This window comes from Pseudidiomarina mangrovi (assembly GCF_003999375.1).
Classification (GTDB): Bacteria; Pseudomonadota; Gammaproteobacteria; order Enterobacterales; family Alteromonadaceae; genus Pseudidiomarina; species Pseudidiomarina mangrovi.
Genome location: NZ_RJLC01000010.1, coordinates 23449 through 43158, shown reverse-complemented (window position 1 = coordinate 43158; position 19710 = coordinate 23449). Strand labels below are relative to the sequence as shown.

At 54.0% G+C, this 19710-nt stretch carries 9 protein-coding genes; 5 read left to right on the top strand and 4 right to left on the bottom strand.

The genetic code is table 11. The annotated features are described in order from the left end of the window. Window positions 1-74 precede the first annotated feature (74 nt). Together EFO84_RS03380 and EFO84_RS03375 are read left to right on the top strand one after the other, a co-directional pair. Window positions 75-2723 carry a glycoside hydrolase family 16 protein gene (locus EFO84_RS03380; RefSeq protein WP_127346669.1) on the top strand — a complete coding sequence of 883 codons (2649 nt, stop codon included), beginning with the start codon at window positions 75-77 and terminating at the stop codon, window positions 2721-2723. Window positions 2724-2751: 28 nt separating this feature from the next. Beyond that, window positions 2752-5724 carry a TonB-dependent receptor gene (locus EFO84_RS03375; protein WP_127346668.1) on the top strand — a complete coding sequence of 991 codons (2973 nt, stop codon included), beginning with the start codon at window positions 2752-2754 and terminating at the stop codon, window positions 5722-5724. 202 nt (window positions 5725-5926) lie between these two features. Here EFO84_RS03375 and EFO84_RS03370 read toward each other — a convergent pair whose 3' ends face one another. Together EFO84_RS03370 and EFO84_RS03365 are read right to left on the bottom strand one after the other, a co-directional pair. Beyond that, entirely contained in the window at window positions 5927-8443 is a 2517-nt protein-coding gene (locus EFO84_RS03370) for a glycoside hydrolase family 3 protein (protein ID WP_127346667.1), read from the bottom strand. Then, window positions 8440-9684 carry a sugar MFS transporter gene (locus EFO84_RS03365; RefSeq protein ID WP_240642637.1) on the bottom strand — a complete coding sequence of 415 codons (1245 nt, stop codon included), beginning with the start codon at window positions 9682-9684 and terminating at the stop codon, window positions 8440-8442. Before EFO84_RS03365 ends, EFO84_RS03370 begins: the two co-directional genes overlap by 4 nt. A 149-nt stretch (window positions 9685-9833) precedes the next feature. On the opposite strand from EFO84_RS03365, the gene EFO84_RS03360 reads away from it, so the two are divergent. From EFO84_RS03360 to EFO84_RS03350, 3 genes are read left to right on the top strand one after another with little or no spacing between them, the layout of a single operon-like run. Then, complete coding sequence (locus EFO84_RS03360; protein ID WP_127346665.1) at window positions 9834-11204, top strand: GH1 family beta-glucosidase; 1371 nt, start codon at window positions 9834-9836, stop codon at window positions 11202-11204. After that, window positions 11201-12517: a glycoside-pentoside-hexuronide (GPH):cation symporter gene (locus EFO84_RS03355; RefSeq protein ID WP_127346664.1), complete on the top strand. Its 1317-nt coding sequence runs from the start codon at window positions 11201-11203 to the stop codon at window positions 12515-12517. The genes EFO84_RS03360 and EFO84_RS03355 overlap by 4 nt, the downstream gene beginning before the upstream one ends. An 11-nt stretch (window positions 12518-12528) precedes the next feature. Beyond that, window positions 12529-13539: a LacI family DNA-binding transcriptional regulator gene (locus tag EFO84_RS03350; protein WP_127346663.1), complete on the top strand. Its 1011-nt coding sequence runs from the start codon at window positions 12529-12531 to the stop codon at window positions 13537-13539. Here EFO84_RS03350 and EFO84_RS03345 read toward each other — a convergent pair. Next, window positions 13522-13857 carry a hypothetical protein gene (locus EFO84_RS03345; protein WP_127346662.1) on the bottom strand — a complete coding sequence of 112 codons (336 nt, stop codon included), beginning with the start codon at window positions 13855-13857 and terminating at the stop codon, window positions 13522-13524. The genes EFO84_RS03350 and EFO84_RS03345 overlap by 18 nt on opposite strands. Before the next feature lie 182 nt (window positions 13858-14039). Next, window positions 14040-19676 carry an Ig-like domain-containing protein gene (locus tag EFO84_RS03340; protein WP_127346661.1) on the bottom strand — a complete coding sequence of 1879 codons (5637 nt, stop codon included), beginning with the start codon at window positions 19674-19676 and terminating at the stop codon, window positions 14040-14042. Window positions 19677-19710 lie beyond the last annotated feature (34 nt).

Below are 19710 nucleotides of genomic sequence, written 5' to 3'. Positions count from 1 at the left end.
TTGACGCTTAGGTGATCTTGTTCTATGGTATGAAAGCGCTTACATTCCGCTTCATATCATTCAGGAACACAGCTATGCAGAACAACAGAAACACCACCCGCTCACGCGCGGCCATACTGCTCACCCTTGGTTTGACTGGGTTTGGGCTTACTGGCTGCGGTGGCGGCGACGTAGAAACCAACTCAGATTTCACCGCGGTAAACCCCACCGTACCGGTCAGCGATTGGCAATTGGTATGGAGCGATGAGTTCGATGGCAGTACCATCGACAGCCGCAAATGGAACTTTGAAGTCAACTGTGCCGGTGGCGGCAACCAAGAGCAGCAGTGCTACACCGACAGCGGCGACAATGCCTTTGTTAGCGGTGGCACGCTGAAGATTGTCGCGCGTCCAGCCGATGCTGGTGCCGATAAGCCGTACACCTCGGCGCGCTTAAACAGCAAAAATAAAGGCGACTTCAAATACGGTCGTATTGAAGTACGCGCCAAAATGCCATTTGGTCAAGGTACTTGGCCCGCGGTATGGATGTTCCCAACCGACGGCGTGTACGGTGGCTGGCCAAAATCCGGTGAAATTGACATTGTTGAAGCGGTCAACCTGAAAACTGCAGATGCCGAAGGCAACGTCGAATCGAAAGTCTACGGTACCCTGCACTACGGCCGTGACGCACCGAACAACTCGTCTTCAGGCAAAGCCTTCACCCCAGCCAGCAACCCTGCTGATGGCTTTCACACCTACGCCATTGAATGGCAAGAGGGTGAAATTCGCTGGTATGTAGACGACTACCTCTATCAAACCCAAATGGAATCGTCAGTGCGCTTTAATAGCAAAGGCGAGCCCATTGGTCTGCGTCATCGTGGCTGGTTCGCTGAATTATTTAACCAAGTCACCGGTGACTTAGAAGTGGTTTACAACGAAGCGCCGTTTGATCAGCGTTTTCACTTGATTATGAACCTTGCGGTAGGTGGCACCTGGCCAGAAAACGTCAATAACCTCGGTATTGACCCCGAAGCCTTTGCCAACGGCCAAACCTTTGAGATCGACTATGTACGGGTTTACCGTTGTGGCTCGGATCCAAATACTGGCCGCGGTTGCGAAACCATTCGTGACGGTTACAAAGATTCAGAAACGCTGGTTGAGGGGCAGGCACCTATCCCATCACCACCATCAGATGGCGTAGCGCGTAACCTGACTATCTTCAATGGCACGCCAAATCCAAACTGGCCAGCGTGGGATTGCTGTGGTGGTTCTACCCCTGAATTGGTGGAAGATGCTGAAGCCGGCAATGCCTATAAGTTCGTGATTGGGCCACAACCAACGGTAATGGGCTTCATTTCACGCCCAGTGTTTATTACCGACCCGAATGGCGTTGCCTCACCCTTTGATGCCTCACCGATTGTTGAAACCGGTGCCATCAAGTTTGATATCAAAGTACTCACCCCACCGAGCAACCCAGCGTCAACCTGGTTGTTCAAGGTAGAAAGCAACGAAGGCTCAACCTTTGCCGAATTACCGCTAAGCTCAAGCAGCGAAGGTCTGTCGCCGCAAACCGGTGTATGGCAAACCGTGACCTTCCCACTGCAAATGCTGTCAGATATGGGCTTAGACCCATCAGCCATTGACGTCGTGATGGTGTTCCCAGCTTGGGATACCGGCAACGGCGCTGAGTACTTACTGACCAACGTGGAAATTGCCGCACCAGAAGCTGCATCACCAGAATTGGTGCTGTTTGGCGATGCGCAAAACCCAGACTGGCCGATGTGGGATTGCTGTGGCGGTACTACGCCAGCTGAAGTAAATGATGAACAACGCGGCAACGTTGCTGAGTTCTCTATCGGTGCGCAACCTACGGTCATGGGCTTTAAGCCACCAGAGGGCAGCGGTATTCAATTTGATGCCAGCGCTATTCTGATTGAAGGCGTGGTGCAATTCGATATGAAAGTTGTTAGTGCACCAGCTAGCCCAGATGCCGTATGGAAATTCAAAATTGAATCCGATGCTGCAGCAACCGCAGTCGAAGTTGATTTAACCACCGGCAGCGGCGGTCAAGCACCAGTCACTGGCGAATGGCAGACCTACACCTTCCCACTGCAGACCTTGTCTGACTTGGGCTTAGATGTATCAGCTATCGACGTGGTGATGATCTTCCCAGCTTGGGGTACCGGTGAAGGTGCGGTATACCGTATCGACGAAGCGCGTATCTATAATCCAAGCGCGGGCAATAACGGTATCAATATCTTTAGTAACACCGTGTTAAGTGGTTGGTCACTGTGGGATTGCTGTGCGGGTTCAACGCCATCGATTGTCGATGCCGGCGCTCCATACGGTTCAGTGGCACAGTTTGAAATTCTTGGCTGGCCAGAAACTGTATTAGGTTTCTTAGCTGACGAAGGTGTTTCAGCAGATGCCTCAAGCATGCTAGCCAACGGTGCCATTAGCTTCGACATGCGCGTGGTATCACCGCCAGCCAACAGCGAGAGCACGTGGCTGTTCAAAGTTGAATCAACTGGCGCGGCTACCGCAGTCGAGCTTCCGTTAGCAAATGGTAACTATGGCACGGCGCCAGTCACTGGCGAATGGGCAACCTATACCTTCCCATTACAGGAACTATTTGATGCCGGTCTGGATATCAGTGATATCAACGTACTGATGGTATTCCCAGCTTGGGGTACTGGTTTAGGTGCGGTGTATCAGATTGATAACGTCCGTATTGCGAACCCTTAATGACGTGCGACTAAAACGGAACATAATTATGAAAACAAAACCATTTATGAAAAGCCCGATTGCTGCGGCAGTATCCGTCGTACTTAGCGCAGGGTTGCTATCGCCGCTGATGCTGCAAGCAGCCTACGCGCAGGACACCACAGCCATTGAAGAGCAAGAAAAAGACGTCGAAATCATTAGCGTCAAAGGTATTCGCGGCAGTTTAACCCGCTCGTCAGATTTTAAACGCGACAGCAGCGGCGTAGTGGATGCCATCTCAGCCGAAGAAATGGGTAAATTCCCAGATACCAACTTAGCTGAGTCATTGCAGCGGATCACCGGTGTGTCGGTGAGCCGAGTCAACGGCGAAGGTAGCCAAATCACCGTGCGTGGTTTTGGCCCTGAGTTTAACTTGCTGACCTTAAACGGTCGGCAAATGCCAGGCACCGGTTACACCCGCTCGTATAACTTAGAAAACTTGTCGTCTGAAGGCGTGAGCGCGCTTGAAGTGTATAAAACCGCGCGCGCCGATGTACCCAGCGGTGGCTTAGGTGCCACCGTTAACATCGTTACCCTGCGACCACTCAGCACCAGCGGTCAGCGCTTAGCGGTGATGGCGAAAGGCATTCACGACAGCTCAGTAGAAAAAGGCGAATCGGTCACTCCAGAAATGTCCTTTGTATTTAGCGACACCTTTGCTGATGACCGCTTTGGTATCGCTGTAACGGCATCGCAATCACGCCGTGATTTCCAACTGCAGCAAGCCAACATTCAAGGTTGGCAGGCCAACGTACCGCTACCTACCCTCGACCCGGCGCTTGGTATTGACCCGCGCCCAATTGATGGTGATGGTAATCGGGTCGGCAACCACTTCTTCCCGAAAGACATGAACTACGGTATCGAAGATGTCGCCACCGAGCGTACCAACGGCCAAATCACCCTGCAGTTCGCTCCTATTGATGATTTGTTGATTACCGCTGATTACACGGCTAGCCGCGCCCTTACTGGCCGCGAGAGCATTGGCTGGGGTATCTGGAACGAGTTTGGTGGCAACATCAACGCCTACGAGCTCGATGAAAACGGTACTGCCATTTTCGCCGATATTTCGGGCAACGATGGTTCATTTACTGCAGCGAAAAGCACCACCGAAGTCAAAGCTAAATCACTTGGCTTAAACTTGGTGTACGACGTGCGCGATGACCTGAAATTATGGTTCGACTTCCATGATTCCAGCAACGAAGCCGACAACGGTGCTGACCGCGGTAGCATGAATGCCGGCCAGGTTATTCTGGGTTCTGACCAGTTACAAACCAAAATCTACGACTACCGTAGCGGCGATATTCCGCAAACCAGCATTTTGTGGAATAACGGCACCACGGTACTGAACCCAAGTGAAATTGACTCCAACTTCAGTCAGTTCATTCGTTCACCGGGTGAGTCCAACATCAAGCAGTACCAGATGCGCGGCGAATGGTTCAACGACAATACCTTTGACCTACCGTTGGTGAAAATCACCGCTGGTTTGTCACGCACTGACCAAGACGTGGGCGGTTACAACGCTTGGAGTGGATTACGCGGTGGCCCGGGTTTTAACCCGTCATTCACCTTCGTATTCCCAGACAGCATGTTTACCCGTGTCAGCACGGCTGATTTCTTGGACCAGTTCAACAGTGGCGGTCTAAATTTAGCCACCAACTACTACTACACCTTCGATTTCGACGAAGCAGTAGCACGGCAACAGGCCTACATCACTGAAGCCTTAATGGGCAGTGACGCTTATGTGCCGGATGCGTTCTTCGATGGTATTGATAGTGAAAGCTACGTCAATGAAGTCACCGACGCTATTTTTGTGCAGTCTGAGTGGGATTTTGATATCGCCAACCTGCCAGCCCAATTGAATGTTGGTCTGCGCTACGAAAAAACTGACGTCACCAGCACTGTACGCCAGCGCGTAGAACGCCAAGTCAACTGGGTATCGGCGTCAGAGTGGATCATGCAGTACGAGCCACAAACCGAAGCCAGTTTCTTAACCCTCACCGGTTCACATAATGTGTTCCTACCGAACCTCGACTTACGCGTAGACCTGATGGAAGACGTGGTTGGCCGGGTTTCTGTGGGTAAGAGCATTGCCCGTGCCCCACTCGGCGCCTTGGCTGGTGGTCGTAGCTTAAGTGGTAGCCCACGCCCTGGCTCACGCAGCGGCGGTCAAGGTAACACCAACTTACTACCGTTTGAGTCAACCAACCTTGATTTGAGCTTAGAGTGGTATTACGCCCCAGGCAGCTACGCGGCGATTGGTTACTTCCGTAAAGAAGTGGATAACTTTATCCAGAGCACCATCACCGACATTACCATTGAAGGCTTACGCGATATCTTCAACGGCCCACGCTACATGCAGGCTATTGCGGACATCGAAGCACGTAACGAGCAAGCCACCAGCAGCGCCATCTTTGACCAGATGTTGGCCAATGGTCACGGCAATGCCGACGGCGTGATTGAACCAGCAGCGGATGATCCATTGATTGTTTGGAGCATCACCCAGCCGAGCAACACCGATAGCAAGAGCGTGGACGGCTTTGAAATTGCCGCCCAGCATATCTTCGGTGAAACCGGCTTTGGTTTAGGTGCTAACGCCACCTTCGTTAGCGGCGACGTAGAATTTGATGTCGACAGCTTGACCGTACAAACGCCATTAACGGGTTTGAGCGACTCAGCTAACTTGCAAGCCTTCTACGAAAAAGACGGTATCAGCGTGAAGTTGACGTACGCCTGGCGTGACAGCTACCTGATTGGCGTAGGCCAGTCACAAGGCTCATCTGAAGGCCCACCACAGTTCGCCAAGCAGTTTGGCCAGTGGGACATCAGCGTCAACTATGACATCACTGAAAACCTGACCGTGTTTGCTGAAGGTATCAACATCAACAACGAAACCGAACAAGGCTACGGCCGCTACGAGCAGCAGTTCTTATTTGCTCGCCAGTATGGGCCACGCTACACCCTGGGTGCCCGTTACCGCTTCTAACGGACCACCCCAATCGCGCTCCCTGGCGCACAAACGTAAAGAGCCTGCATCCGCAGGCTCTTTTTTTTACCCCTATGCTAAGGGGCAGGCACTTAGTGCTAAGGGGCAGGCACCTAACCCAGAAATGCTAAGGGGCAGGCACTTAAGCGTTGAAATGCTTAAGTGCCTGCCCCTTAGGCTTAAGTGCCTGCCCCTTAAGGGTTTAGTTGAGGCAGATGCCGCCGCTAACGCCAGGCTCAACGCGCACGTCGAGTACGCTAATGGTCAGCGGTTGGGCGCTTTCTAGCTCGAAGATGCTAACAGTTTGCGCCAAGTTAAAGCCGCCCTGCTGCCAGCAACCGATATCCAGTTTCAGCGTCTGCCAGCTATCGCGTGGCAACGCCTGTAACTGCTCGGCAATCGATACGCTGTAGTCACAGCCCTCTCCACAGTAGAGGCTTAAGCGCACGTCATCGGGCACCTCACTCTCCACCTGCAATTGCACACTGACCACACTGCCGGCCTCAAGATAGGCGCGTAAATCACGTGGAAACGCCGCGCCAAAGCCGAACGCCACCGCTTCGCCGCCAGCGAAGACATAACGCCGCGCATCTTCTTGCACTGCCACATCAAAAGTACGGCTGCTAATAGCGCCTAATTGCTGCACGCTGCTGACCATCTCCAGCAATTCATCGCCACGGCGCAAGTAGGACATCCACGGCGCTTGCGGCGCCCGATCAAACACCACCATGGGCTGCAACTCCGCAGTAACCGTGCTGATTTCTGGCAAATCAGTCGGCAAAATCTCTGTATCGCCATAACTCAAGCCAGCGCCAATCGGCAGCAATTCGGTCTGATCAGGCATAGCTGGCCAAGCGAACGGCAAACGCCCAGTGACATCGTATTGCACCGCGCCTTCAGCATCCCGCAGCAGCACATCTGCCACCCCAGCGCCTTCGCTGCCCGGCAACCACACCGCCATAAAGGCATCGGCCGCATTCAGCTCAGCATTCACCCACATAGGTCGACCACTGATAAACAGCGCCACCACCGGAATACCCTCAGCCTGTAAACGTTGCAATAAGGCCAAATCAGCTTTATTACCGCGTTGATACTCTAAATTATCGATGTCGCCATTACCCTCAGCGTACGGCTGCTCACCAAACACCACTACCGCCACATCGGGCTTGTCGCTGTAGCTGCCATCCACCGAAAGCTCAGCCGAGCCGCCAGCGGCTTGCACCTGCTCAGCAATACCTTGGTAAATCGACGTGCCACCGGGGAAGTCGGCATTAGTGTTACCGGTGCCCTGCCAGCTAATGGTCCAGCCACCAGCCTGTTGACCGATATTGTCGGCACCACCACCAGCTACCAAAATGCGTTGTTGTGGCGCTAACGGCAGCAATTGCCCTTGGTTCTTCAGTAGCACCAACGATTGTCGCACTGCATCACGGGCAACCGCACGATGCTCCGCCGCGCCAATCAATTCAGTACGACCAGCCAGTGGCCGCGCCGCGGGGTTGGTTTTCACCACCTGCGTGCCACCTTCATAAGGCAGCAACCCAGCGCGCATCTTCACCCGCAGAATGCGTCGCACCGCGTCATCAACCCGCGCCTCAGTAATCACACCTTCACGCACTTGACGCACTAAATTGTCGTACAACGGCCGCCACACATCGGTCGGCACCATGTACACATCCAAACCAGCATTGGCCGCCTGCGGGCAATCATGGTTGCTGCAACCTGGGATCTGGCCATGACCATTCCAGTCGCCCACCACAAAGCCATCAAAGCCCATTTGCTCTTTCAGCACCTCAGTAAGTAAGTACTGACTGCCGTGAATCTTCTCGCCGTTCCAGCTATTAAAACTAGCCATTACCGTTTGCGCACCGGCGCTCAAGCCACCCACGTAGCCCTGCCCATGCACATCAAATAGTTCTTGCTCGCTGACCACCGTATTACCCTGGTCAATGCCATCGGTGGTGCCGCCATCGCCAATAAAGTGCTTCACGGTGCTTATCACCCGTTGCTCACCGAGAAAATCAGCATCGGCGGCGCCCTGCAAGCCACGCACAATAGCTGCAGCATAATCACGTACGATGGCAGGGTCTTGGGCATAGCTCTCATAGCTGCGGCCCCAGCGGGTATTTTTTGCCACCGCAACAGTCGGCGCAAACACCCAATCAATACCGGTGACCATCACTTCACGCGCCGTCACCGTAGCAATTTGTTCAATCAAAGCGGGGTTATTCGCGGCCCCTAAGCCAATGTTATGCGGGAAAATTGTCGCCCCAATCACATTGTTATGGCCGTGCACCGCATCGGTGCCCCACATGGTTGGAATGTTAATACCGTCTTGGCTGTCGTCTACCGAGGCTTCATACATAGCATCGGCCAGCGCAATCCAATCTTGCGGGGTGGCATATTTGTCATTATTGGGGAACGCGCCGCCGCCATTTAAGAACGAGCCAAAGCCATATTTGCGCATATCCTCAACCGTGATATCGCGGATCTCCGGCTGGATCATCTGCGCCACTTTTTGCTCAATAGTCATGCGCGCCAAGTAATCGCTGATGGCTTGCTCCATAGCCGCATCAAGCCCAACCGGCGAGGCGATATGTGGCCATATACCCTGCTTTGCTGCTACCGGGGTATCGGCTGGCTGGTCGCTGCAGGCGGTTAAGCCACAGCCAACCAATACCGCCAGCGCTAATGGTTTGAGTTTAAATGCTTGCATCATGAACTGGCCTCCTGCGCGGCCGCCGCGTTAGATGCCGCGGTTGGGCGATAACCATACATACCGTAAAAAGCAATATAGATGTAGCACAGCAACGGCAGAATAAACGCCGCTTGCACGCCAATACGGTCAGCCAGCATGCCTTGCAACAGCGGTAACACCGCGCCACCAACAATGGCCAAACACAAAATGCCTGAGCCCTGGCCAGTGCTGCGGCCTAGGTTTTGCAGCGCCAAGCTGAAAATGGTTGGGAACATAATGGAGTTACACAAACCAATCAGCAGCAATGACCACATGGCTAATTTACCGCTGCTGAGGATAGTCAGCGCCAGCAATAGCACCGCTGCAATGGCGTTGAACATCAACACCCGGTTGCCGGTGATCTTCTGCATCACCGCCGCGCCAATAAAGCGACCCACCATGGCACCACCAAAGTACCAAGAAATATAATGCGACGCCTGTGAAGCGGTCATGCCACCAATTTCTGGCATCGACAGGTAAATTGCCAAGAAGCTACCAATGCCGACCTCGGCACCCACATACACAAAGATACCTAAGGCACCGAGTACCAAGTGACGGTGTTGCAGGGCGTTACCACGCGTCGCCAACGGCACTGTGGTATCCACTTTGCCCATGCTCGGCAACTTCAACTTCATAAACACCAGCGCCATTACCACTAAGGTAGCGGCTAAAATAAAATACGGCAGGCTCACAGTATCTTTCGACACGCCACTGGCTTCTGGGTCAGCCACGCCGCCGAAAATCAGCCAAGCGCCAAAGAATGGTGCCACCGTGGTACCAAACGAGTTGAATGCTTGTGTCCAAGTCAGTCGGCTAGAAGCCGTTTTAGCATCGCCGAGCACCGTTACATAGGGGTTGGCAGCCACTTGCAAAATGGTAATGCCCGAGGCTAAGACAAACAGCGCCAGCAAAAACAAACCATAAATCTCATTCTGCGCGGCCGGGTAAAACAATAAGCAGCCAGCGCCAGCAATCATCAAGCCAGTGACAATACCAGCCTGATAACCAATACGGCCAATCAACCAGCCAGCCGGTACCGAGACAATAAAGTAGGCACCAAAAAAGCAGAACTGAATCAGCATGGACTGGGTGTAGCTGAGATCAAACAGCAGGCGCAAATAAGGAATTAAGATATCGTTCAAGCAGGTAATAAAGCCCCACATGAAAAACAGCGACGTCAGCGCAGTTAGGGCGAAGCGGTATTGATTGTGTTGTTCAGACATGGTGGCCTCAAGCATTATTTTTATTTTTGACGATAGGGTAAGTTTTAGCCTATTATGTAAGCGCTTTCATTTATAGCATACTTGAGTTTTATCGCAATCTTTTCGCGGTGAATGTTACCAAACACTCCGCACAGAACGAATAGGTGACCATGACCCAACTTCAATTCCCTCAACGCTCAAAGTTATTGCGCCGCGAATTTATTTTTGGTGTGGCTACCTCGTCGTTTCAAATCGAAGGCGCTGCCGATAGCCGCGAACCCAGTATTTGGGACACCTTTTGTGCCGAGCCCGGTCGCATCAAAGACGGTTCAAACGGCCTAGTCGCCTGTGAACACGTGCAGCACTGGCGCGACGATCTCGCGCTGATTAAAAGCCTCGGGGTAGACGCTTACCGCTTCTCAATTGCCTGGGGCCGGGTGATCCGCGCCGATGGCAGCATCAATCACGCCGGCTTGCAGTTTTACGTCGATTTGGTCGATGAATTACAGCGCCTGGGCATCCAGTCGCACGTGACCCTGTACCATTGGGACTTACCCCAATACCTAGAAGACCGCGGCGGCTGGCTGAATCGCGATACTGCCTTCCGGTTTGCTGAATATGCCGAAGTGATTGGCCGCGCGCTGGGCAACAAAGTCAGCAGCTACGCCACCTTGAATGAGCCGTTTTGTAGCGCCTATTTAAGCTACGAAGCTGGTATTCATGCACCGGGCCACAAGAATCGCCAACAAGGCCGCCAAGCCGCGCATCATTTGTTGCTTGCTCATGGCTTAGCGCTGCCTATTTTGCGCCAACACGCGCCAGCCGCACAACACGGTATTGTGCTGAACTTTAGCCCCTGCCACCCGGCCAGCGACAGCGCCGAAGATCGCAAAGCCGCGGCAACCGCGCATGCCTACCACAACTTATGGTATTTGCAGCCGTTATTACAACGCTCATACCCCGACTTGCTGCATGAATTAGCAGCCCATGAGCAACCACAAATTGAGCCAGGCGATATGGACATTATTGCCCAGCCGCTGGATTTTCTCGGCGTCAATTACTACACCCGCACGGTGTTTCGCGCCAAGAACAACTGGTTCTCAGACGTCCCGCCACAAGCCAGCGCCACCAAGCCATTAACCTGCATGGGTTGGGAGGTTTATCCGCATGGCTTAACCGAGATTTTGGTGGAGCTGAAACGCACCTTTGCCAACCTGCCGCCGATTTATATCACCGAGAACGGCGCTGCCTTTCCCGACCATATCGTCAACGGCGCCATTAACGACCAAGCGCGCATTGACTACTACCAAAGCCACTTGCTGGCAGTGCACGATTGCATTGAAGCGGGGGTGACCATCAATGGTTATTTCGCCTGGAGTTTGCTGGATAACTTTGAATGGGCCGAGGGTTACACCAAGCGCTTTGGTATCGTCTATGTAGACTTCGACAGCCAAGAACGTATATTAAAGGCCAGTGCCCGCGCGCTGCAGCAGTTCTGGCTAGCGCGTAAAGCAAAACAACCGGTGGTTGAGGCGATATGATTGCGCGTAAAGAGAAAATAGCATACGGCTTGGGGGATACGGCCAGCAACATCGTGTTCCAAACCATCATGCTGTTTTTGGCATTTTTCTACACCGATATTTACGGCATTTCGGCCGCCACCGTGGGCACCATGTTCTTGGTGGTACGCCTGATCGACGCCGTCACCGACCCATTGATGGGCCTGCTGACCGACAAAACCCGCAGTCGCCATGGCCAGTTCCGCCCTTATTTATTGTGGTTAGCGCTGCCCTTTGCCGCCTGTAGCGTACTGGCATTCACCACTCCAGAACTCGGCGAAAACGGCAAAATTTGGTATGCCTACGCCACCTACACTCTGCTGATGCTGGCTTACACCGCCATTAACATTCCCTACTCGGCGCTCGGCGGCGTGCTGACCAGCGACCCTAACGAGCGCGTATCCATTCAATCGTACCGCTTTGTATTTGGCATGCTCGGTGGCCTGTTGGTCACCCTGTTCACGCTGCCATTAGTTGATTGGTTTGGCCAAGGTGATGCCGCCAGCGGTTATCAGTGGACCATTGCCACCATGAGCCTGCTCGGTATTGTGCTGTTTTTACTGTGCTTTGCCGGCACCCGCGAGCGCGTGGTATGCCCTCCGCAACGCTTGGGGCTGCGCAATGGCCTGCGCATTTTGTGGGCTAACGATGCCTGGCGTACTTTAGCCAAAGTCGCCATCTTGCTACTGATTGGCATCGCTATCAAAAACACCCTCGCTATTTATTACGTCAAATATTACCTGCTGCGCGAAGACCTCATCACCGCCTTTGTGTCGCTCGGTATGGTCGGCAATATCTTAGGTTGTGCGCTAGCCAACCCGCTCACTCGCCGCATCGATAAGGTCAAAGCCTACAAAGCGCTGCAGTTGATTTCCGCCGCCGTGTGCTTAGCCGCATTTTGGGTGCCCGCTGATCAGTTAGTGCTAGCCTTCACTTTGTATTTTTTCTGGGGCTTTTTCTTACAAATGGCCACCCCAATTCTGTGGGCCAAAATCGCCGACGTCGCGGATTACGGCCAACAGCAAAGCGGCATTCGCGCCACTGGTCTGGTGTACTCGTCGGTGGTGTTCTTTATTAAAGTTGGCATTGCCCTCGGTGGCGCCATTGCCGGTTGGTGGTTGTCGTTTTATGGCTACCAAGCCGACCAAGTGCAAAGCGCCGAAGCGCAATACGGCATTCTGGTGGCCTTTACAGTGTTCCCAGCTATCGCTTCACTGCTTGTGGCGTGGGTGATGCGCAGGTACACTTTAGACCAACAACGCGTGGTTCATATCGCACAACAGTTAGCGGGGTAAGGGCGTACAGCATGGCAACTATCTATGAAGTATCGAAACTTGCCGGCGTGTCCCTTGCCACGGTGTCCCGTGTCATCAATAACAACGCGCCGGTGCGTCAGGCTACCCGCGATAAAGTAGAAGCCGCCATGCGCGAATTGGGCTATCGCCCCAACTCAGCCGCACAATCGCTCGCCAGCCAGCGCGCGAATAGTATCGGCATCTTAGTATCCGAGTTGCACGGTCCGTTTTATGGCGTGTTATTGAGCCGTATTGAGGATGAATTCCGCCGCGCGGGCAAGCACGTGATTATTGCGGCGGGCCACAGTGATGAAGCGTTAGAACGAGAAAGTATCGAGTTTTTGCGTAGCCGTAACTGCGATGCGCTGATTTTGCACGTTGAAGCCGTCAGTGATGAGTATCTTATTGAGTTAGCCGCCGACGGTTGCGCATTTGTGCTGATTAACCGCATGGTGCCGCAGTTGGCCGACCGCTGTATCACCTTAAACAATCACCACGGCGGCTACTTAGCCACCCGCCACATGCTCGAGCAGGGCCATCGCGCCATTGCTTATATCTCTGGCCCGATGTGGAAGCACGACGCGCGCGAACGCTACAAAGGCCACCAGCAGGCGCTAGCGCAGTTTGGTGTGAGTGAGAACCCGGCGCTGTTTTTTGAAGGCGACTTTCATGAAACCTCAGGGGTTGAGGGTTTAACCGCCCTGCGCGCGGGGGCTGCGACGTTTACTGCGTTAGTTTGTGCCAACGATGAAATGGCCTCAGGCGCTATGACCGCAGCACATGATTTAGGCGTACAGGTACCGCAACAATTGTCGATTGTTGGCTTCGATAACGTCAACTTTGCCCATTACACCCACCCTAAGCTCACCACCATCGATTACCCGATAGGCGATATCGCCCAGATGGCGGCGCGTTGGGTGCTACGCAATGTTTACCAGCATACGAATGTAGCCGCGCTGCAAGCGGTGTTTGAACCAAAGCTGGTGCAGCGCGACTCAACCTGCTTACTTACCGCGCTCTAGGCACAGATAACCACCACCATCGAACGGCTTGCCCTCATAGTCTAGCGCCCCTGGGTGATAGCCGGCGGCATAATGATTGGCGCTAATTTGCCCACACACGCGAGCACCAGCCTCACGCAGCTCCGCTGGTACCGGGCCAAACGCACTCATACTATTCCACACCCGCTCGCTGGGGTTATCGACATTACTGACGATTTGCGGCGGCACTTTAGCGGGCGCACTGCCCACGCCGGTGCCCATACCCATGAGTTGGCAGCCACTAACAGCCAACGAACAAAACACCACTACAGCTACTTTCTTATACATTGTTATAGCCATGGAACACTCCTAGTTATACGTAAAAAATACAATCAATTATGAGCATAGTAGGCATTTTGCAATTGCGCAAAAAAATTAAGGGGCAGGCACTTAAGGCTAAGGGGCAGGCACTTAAGCTTTTTAATGCTTAAGTGCCTGCCCCTTAGAAGTTTTCCTTAAGTGCCTGCCCCTTAGCAGTTCCCTTAGCAGTGGGTGCGGCGGCGGAAGGCGAGCAGCAGGCCGCCGAGAGTCAGGAACCACCAGAAGGTGCCGGTGGCTGGGCGTACTTCGATCACTTCAACCGGAGCGGCCACCTGCACGGTCAACACGCCGGTCGCTTCAGCGCCACGCCCATCGCTGACGGTGTACGCCACAGCAGCGGTGCCAACGAAGTCTAACGCTGGCGTGAAGCTCACCGTGCTGCCGCTATACGACAGCGTGCCGCTACCTGAACTCAACGAGACCGAGCTGATGCTCAAGGTATCGCCATCAGGGTCGGCGTCGTTGGCCAGCACATTGACGCTGACCGCACGGCCAGACACCGTGACCGCGTTATCGGCAGCGACAATCGGTGCGCGGTTAGCCAATACCGTGACCGCCACAGTGGCAACAGCTAACCCGCCATCGCTATCGCTGACCACATAGGTCACCGTGTCGCTACCGGCAAAGTTATTCAGCGCGTTGTATTGCAGACGCGTGGCACCGCTTAAGATCACCACCTCACCGACATCAGCGCGAGCGCTCAAAATGGTCAGCAAACTACCATCTGGGTCGCTATCATTGGCCAGCACATCAATAATGGCTGAGCCTTGCCACACTACGCCAGCGCTGTCGTCTTGCGCCACCGGCGGCGTATTACCTGCATCATTGACCGCCAGGCCGCCGAACATCTCCACCGCGCCATCAGCAATGCCATCGGTGTCATTCACACCACCATCGGTAAACTGCAGCTGCACGCAGCGGCTACCCGCCACAATACCTGGCTGCCATGCAGCGGCGCCAAGCGCTGGGCAAACGCCAGCAATATCGCTGGCACTCAATAGCGTGTCGGCACCGGCTTGAGCAAACTCGCGCCAGTCGCCGCCTTGCCAAATCAACCATTGGGCATTAGCCGGTAACGGCTCATCCAGCGGCAACACCACCGCGGCGGTCGCGCCAACACTGGCGAGCTGCTGCACACGGAAATCGTAGAAAGCGCCAATAAACCGATACGGTGTAATGTCTAAACCAGCGTCAATCACTGCACTATTAATGAACAGTGGCTGCTCTGGCACCTCACTCACCCGCATCGAACGACCATCTGGCTGTTGCGGATATGTCACCAACTGCGTACCACTAGTACTCACCGCTTCACCCACGCCCGCCGACAACTGATGAGCCACAAAGCTGGTATCGAGGTAATCCGCGATACCGTTGCCATTACTGTCGAAGCGGCCATCAATACAATCGACAAAGCCGTTGTTGTTTTGGTCCAGCTCACACGACAGCGTGACATCACGCGTCACCGCGTACAGCCCGTCGTCACCGCGTGGGCCAGAGCCTGACACCCGCACCGTGAATGGCGTGGCGGCACGACCGCTCAGGCCACCGCTATCGGTTGCGGTAACCACCGCGCGATATCTGCCATTAGTCAGACTGCTTGGGTCAAAACTCAGCACCCCGTTAGACAGCTGATACGGCACAGTAATTGGGCTATTAGTGTCCGCGTTCTCGAGCGCAAAGGTAATTGTCGCGGTATCACCCACGTTAGCATCGGTGACGGTATATCGTACCGCCACATCGCCGTCTGTCGGCACCACCAGTGGCAGCGGCAAGCGCACGTTGGTCACTTGCGGCGCCACATTGGTCAATCTTGCCGTGACCGTGATCTGCCGCACATCACCCGGGTTGCTAGTGCTAGCAATGCTATAGGTCAGGGTATCGCCGTCGGCCGCCAGCCCCGGCTGCGCCAATAGAGCACTGTTACCGCTGGCAAAGCTCACGCTGACAGGCTGATCGCCCACCATCACCGTTACCTGATACGGGTAATCCGGTGCTGGCCCACTGAGCGTCAACGGCACGTTGTAAGCCGTACCTGGCGTCACCGTCAACGACTTGGCCAACGATACCTGCGGCCGAATAATCAGCTGCTGCGGTTTGGTCAGGGTTTCCGTGCCATTGGTGGCGCGCCACAACAGCTGATGACGACCGCTCTTATAGCTGCTCTGGAAATCCACCAACGACACCGCCAATGGCACGCCGGCACCATTGGTGGCTTGTGCGGTTTCAGCCAAAGTCACCACGGTATTCACACCAGTGGCATTCAGGGTCAAATCAGCCGGAACCACCAAGTTAATGGTGGTATCGGCATTAATGGTCACACTGGCAACCGCCTGGGCTTGCTCGCCGTCGGCGTCGGCAATGGTATAGCTGACTTGCACAGTACCCACATAAGATGGCGCTAAGGTCAGCGTTAACGCACTGCTATTATTGCTGACGGAACCCGGGCCTGAAGTCACCCGCGCGCCAATGATTTCCAGCGTATCGTTAGCATCTGGATCGCTATCGTTGCCAAGCACTGTCAGCACATAGCTACCTTGCGCATTTTGCGTGAATGCAAAGCTATCATTCAGCGCTAGCGGCGGCCGGTTCGACACCTCAACGTTAATGCTAAAGGCCGGCAGTTCAGCGCTCAACTCACCATCGCTAACACCCACCACAATACCAATGTACTCGCCCGCTTGGGCATCACTTGGAGTGCCCTGCAACAAGCCCGAGAAGCTGTTTAAGGTCAGCCACTCAGGTAAGTTCTCAGCATAAAAAGTCAACTGGTCATCGGCATCGATATCATTGGCTTGAACGATATAGCTATAGGCTACGCGGGTCATGGCGATAGTTGGCGGCTCACCAGTGATCACCGGCGCATCGTTGACATTGACTACCTGAATAGCAAACGGCGGTAACGCCGCACTCAACTCGCCATCGCTGACGCTGATGCCAATAGCGCTGTAATCACCCACATCGGCGTTGCGCGGCGTGCCACTCAAACGACCGGTGGTTGAGTCAAAGCTGGCCCAGCTCGGCTTGTTGCTGATGCTAAAGCTTAATTGTGCACCAACATCAATATCGGTGGCTTGTGGCGTGAAGCTGTACAACGCATCTTGCAATACGCTGGTCGCCGGAGTGCCGGTAATGGTTGGCGCATCGTTGACGTTCAACACGGTCAGGTTGAAGGCCGCTAAAGTGCTACTGTACTGGCCATCCGACACGCTAATGGTAATCGCGGTGTATTCACCCACGTCCGCGTTACCCGGCGTGCCGGTTAGGCTGCCGTTGCTGGTATCAAACGCGGCCCAGCTCGGCTTGTTGGTGATGCTAAAGGTCAGCTGCGGCTGCGGATCAGGGTCAGTGACCGTCGGCGTGAAGCTATAGGCTTGGTCCTGCAGCACGGTCAGGCGTGGTGTGCCGCTAATAACCGGTTCGCTATTGAAGCGGAACACAAATAGCTCGTCACCATAAGTCAGTGACCGCCCAGTCATATACAGCCGATCATTCAACACGCTAACAAAACTTAAAGCCGAGCTGTTTGAACCTGCTTCTAATTCGGCCAATAAACTCACAGTGGCATTGGCGACGTCAATTTCCACCAACTCGCTATAGCCAAATTCAACGCTCGAGGCGGTTGCCAGCAAACGCCCTTCAAGCACCTCCAAATCAAAACCGTGCGATGGGCTGGTATAGGTATCCGGCAGCTTCGCCATACGGCTACTGCCATCGGTGAGGTCGATAATCTGATACCCGGCTTGCTGTCCAGCAAGGAACACCAGGTAGTTACCTATCTGCTCAATATCATAAACAAAATTAGCGGTATCAAACTGATGCACCACGGTGCCGTTACTATCTACACCAATTAATTTGAAGCCGCCGTTGTAAATAGCAACCCACAACAAATCGCCGAGGCCCGCGATCGGAGCGGCAAAATCGCCACTTGCTGAGCTCAAGCCGAAACTGCCCGCGGTGAATCGGGTGGCGGTGCCATCATCACCCCAACGCATCATGTTGGTGTCGTAGCCGCCATCACCAACCACGGCGTAATTAGCGCCCTGGAAGTAAAAGTTCGGGTACACGTCGTTATCTAAGTAAGACCAGACGTTATCGCCCGTGGTGGTGTCGGCGATGCTAACTAATTCACCGGCGGCATTGATCTCGTAAAATTGTGGCGTATTACCGCCGGCAAAGAAGCGCACCACGGCGCGGTTACCGAACTGATAGAGGTTGTCTGGCTGCGGCAAACTGCCGCGGTCAATCTGCTTGAGGCCGCCGGCTTCGGTGTAGTAATAGAGTTGCAACACCGACTGCTCATCACGGGCACGGAAGGCCACCCCGGCGCTGGTCACCACAGTATTCAACACCGTGCCACTGACTAGCTCACTACTAAAATCAGTCAAGGTGGTCAGGGTATGGTCGGGCGAGGTTAAGCTAAACACTTCGCGCCGAAAACGCTGCTCGTTGCCATTGAAATAGAAGGTATTACCAACCACACCAATGCCGCGCGGGTCACCAAACCCAGCCTCTTGGGCGAATTCTTCCACTAATTGGTAACCATCGGCAGTAACCCGAAACAGCTCCTTGCCGTGCACATCCGAATCGGCAATAAACCACACCTCATTGCCCACCGCCGTCCAGCGCTCGGGGTTACTGTTGCCGCTACTGCGCACATCACCAATAAAGGTAGAGGTCATGGTTTGCGTATCAACCCGATAGGGTTCATAGCCGAGTTGTGGATCAAGGGAGTTCACGTACAGTTGGTCGCCAACCAGGGTAAAGTTTTGTACGCCGCCGAAGCCATTGCTATCAGGCGATACCGCGTGGCTGGTATAGCTCAGGTCGGCAGCGTTCAATTTGTACATGTAGTTATTATTGTTATCTGGCGCATAGCCGTCGAAATAGAAGAAGCCATCTAAACCGGCTGCTTTACCGCGTGACTGCACGGTGCCGCGATCAGTGCGAATATCCACATAGGCAATCGTGTTGTTGGTCAAATCAACAACAAAGGGTTCCTCGCCAATATTATTCGGGCCTTCGGCGACGAAAAATAAGTAGCCAGGAATGCTGGCAAGGCCCTGCGGCCAAGCAAATTGATTCGGGTCAAAGCCGTCTGCGGTTAACACCACGGGTTGAAAACTGAGGCTGGTTTCGTCAAAACGATGCAGACGACTGCCACCGACGGCACTATCGATGAGCACGTAAACTACGCCATCCACCAGAACATAATCTCTGATTGGCAAGCTGGCCGCTTCATCCAAGCGCAACATGGTATCGGTACTCGGGTCGTAGCGATGCACCTTGTAGCCATCACCCACATAGGCTTGAAAATACACATAGCCATTGTCGGCGCGAATGCGCGATGGGCTGCTGCTATTATAATCACCCTCACGCAAATCACGGACGATGCTGAATTCATCGGTAGCGATGTTATAACGATGCAGCTCGCCACCGGTCAGGCCAACGAAGGCGTGAAAGTACAACACCCCATCTACATGCACCATCTCTCGTACTTGCCGGCTGCCATTGGCGGGCGAGATATCCTTCAGCAAAGTCAGCGTTGACGTGGTGGTGTCATACACATACAAATCGGAGCCGTTGGCACGACTGCTGCCGTACATCGCCAGGTAAACCTTATCACCCACCGCAACATAAGACTCGATATCAGGCGAGGTGCTCAAATTAGGCACGGTGTTGATGTCAGCGGTCAGTTGCACCGTTTGCGCGCGACTGGGGGTTACGGCCAATAAACTTACGCCAACGATGAACAGTGCATTAGTGACAATGCCTTTAAGCGAGAAACCATGAGTGGACATGGGGGTGCTCCGTGTGCTGCTGAATTGTTTTTGT

What these genes read in the sequence shown, in the direction of transcription:
- EFO84_RS03380 (WP_127346669.1), top strand. Translation starts at nt 75, where the DNA reads ATGCAGAACAACAGAAACACCACCCGCTCACGCGCGGCCATACTGCTC.
- EFO84_RS03375 (WP_127346668.1), top strand. Translation starts at nt 2,752, where the DNA reads ATGAAAACAAAACCATTTATGAAAAGCCCGATTGCTGCGGCAGTATCC.
- EFO84_RS03370 (WP_127346667.1), bottom strand. Translation starts at nt 8,443, where the DNA reads ATGATGCAAGCATTTAAACTCAAACCATTAGCGCTGGCGGTATTGGTT.
- EFO84_RS03365 (WP_240642637.1), bottom strand. Translation starts at nt 9,684, where the DNA reads ATGTCTGAACAACACAATCAATACCGCTTCGCCCTAACTGCGCTGACG.
- EFO84_RS03360 (WP_127346665.1), top strand. Translation starts at nt 9,834, where the DNA reads ATGACCCAACTTCAATTCCCTCAACGCTCAAAGTTATTGCGCCGCGAA.
- EFO84_RS03355 (WP_127346664.1), top strand. Translation starts at nt 11,201, where the DNA reads ATGATTGCGCGTAAAGAGAAAATAGCATACGGCTTGGGGGATACGGCC.
- EFO84_RS03350 (WP_127346663.1), top strand. Translation starts at nt 12,529, where the DNA reads ATGGCAACTATCTATGAAGTATCGAAACTTGCCGGCGTGTCCCTTGCC.
- EFO84_RS03345 (WP_127346662.1), bottom strand. Translation starts at nt 13,857, where the DNA reads ATGGCTATAACAATGTATAAGAAAGTAGCTGTAGTGGTGTTTTGTTCG.
- EFO84_RS03340 (WP_127346661.1), bottom strand. Translation starts at nt 19,676, where the DNA reads ATGTCCACTCATGGTTTCTCGCTTAAAGGCATTGTCACTAATGCACTG.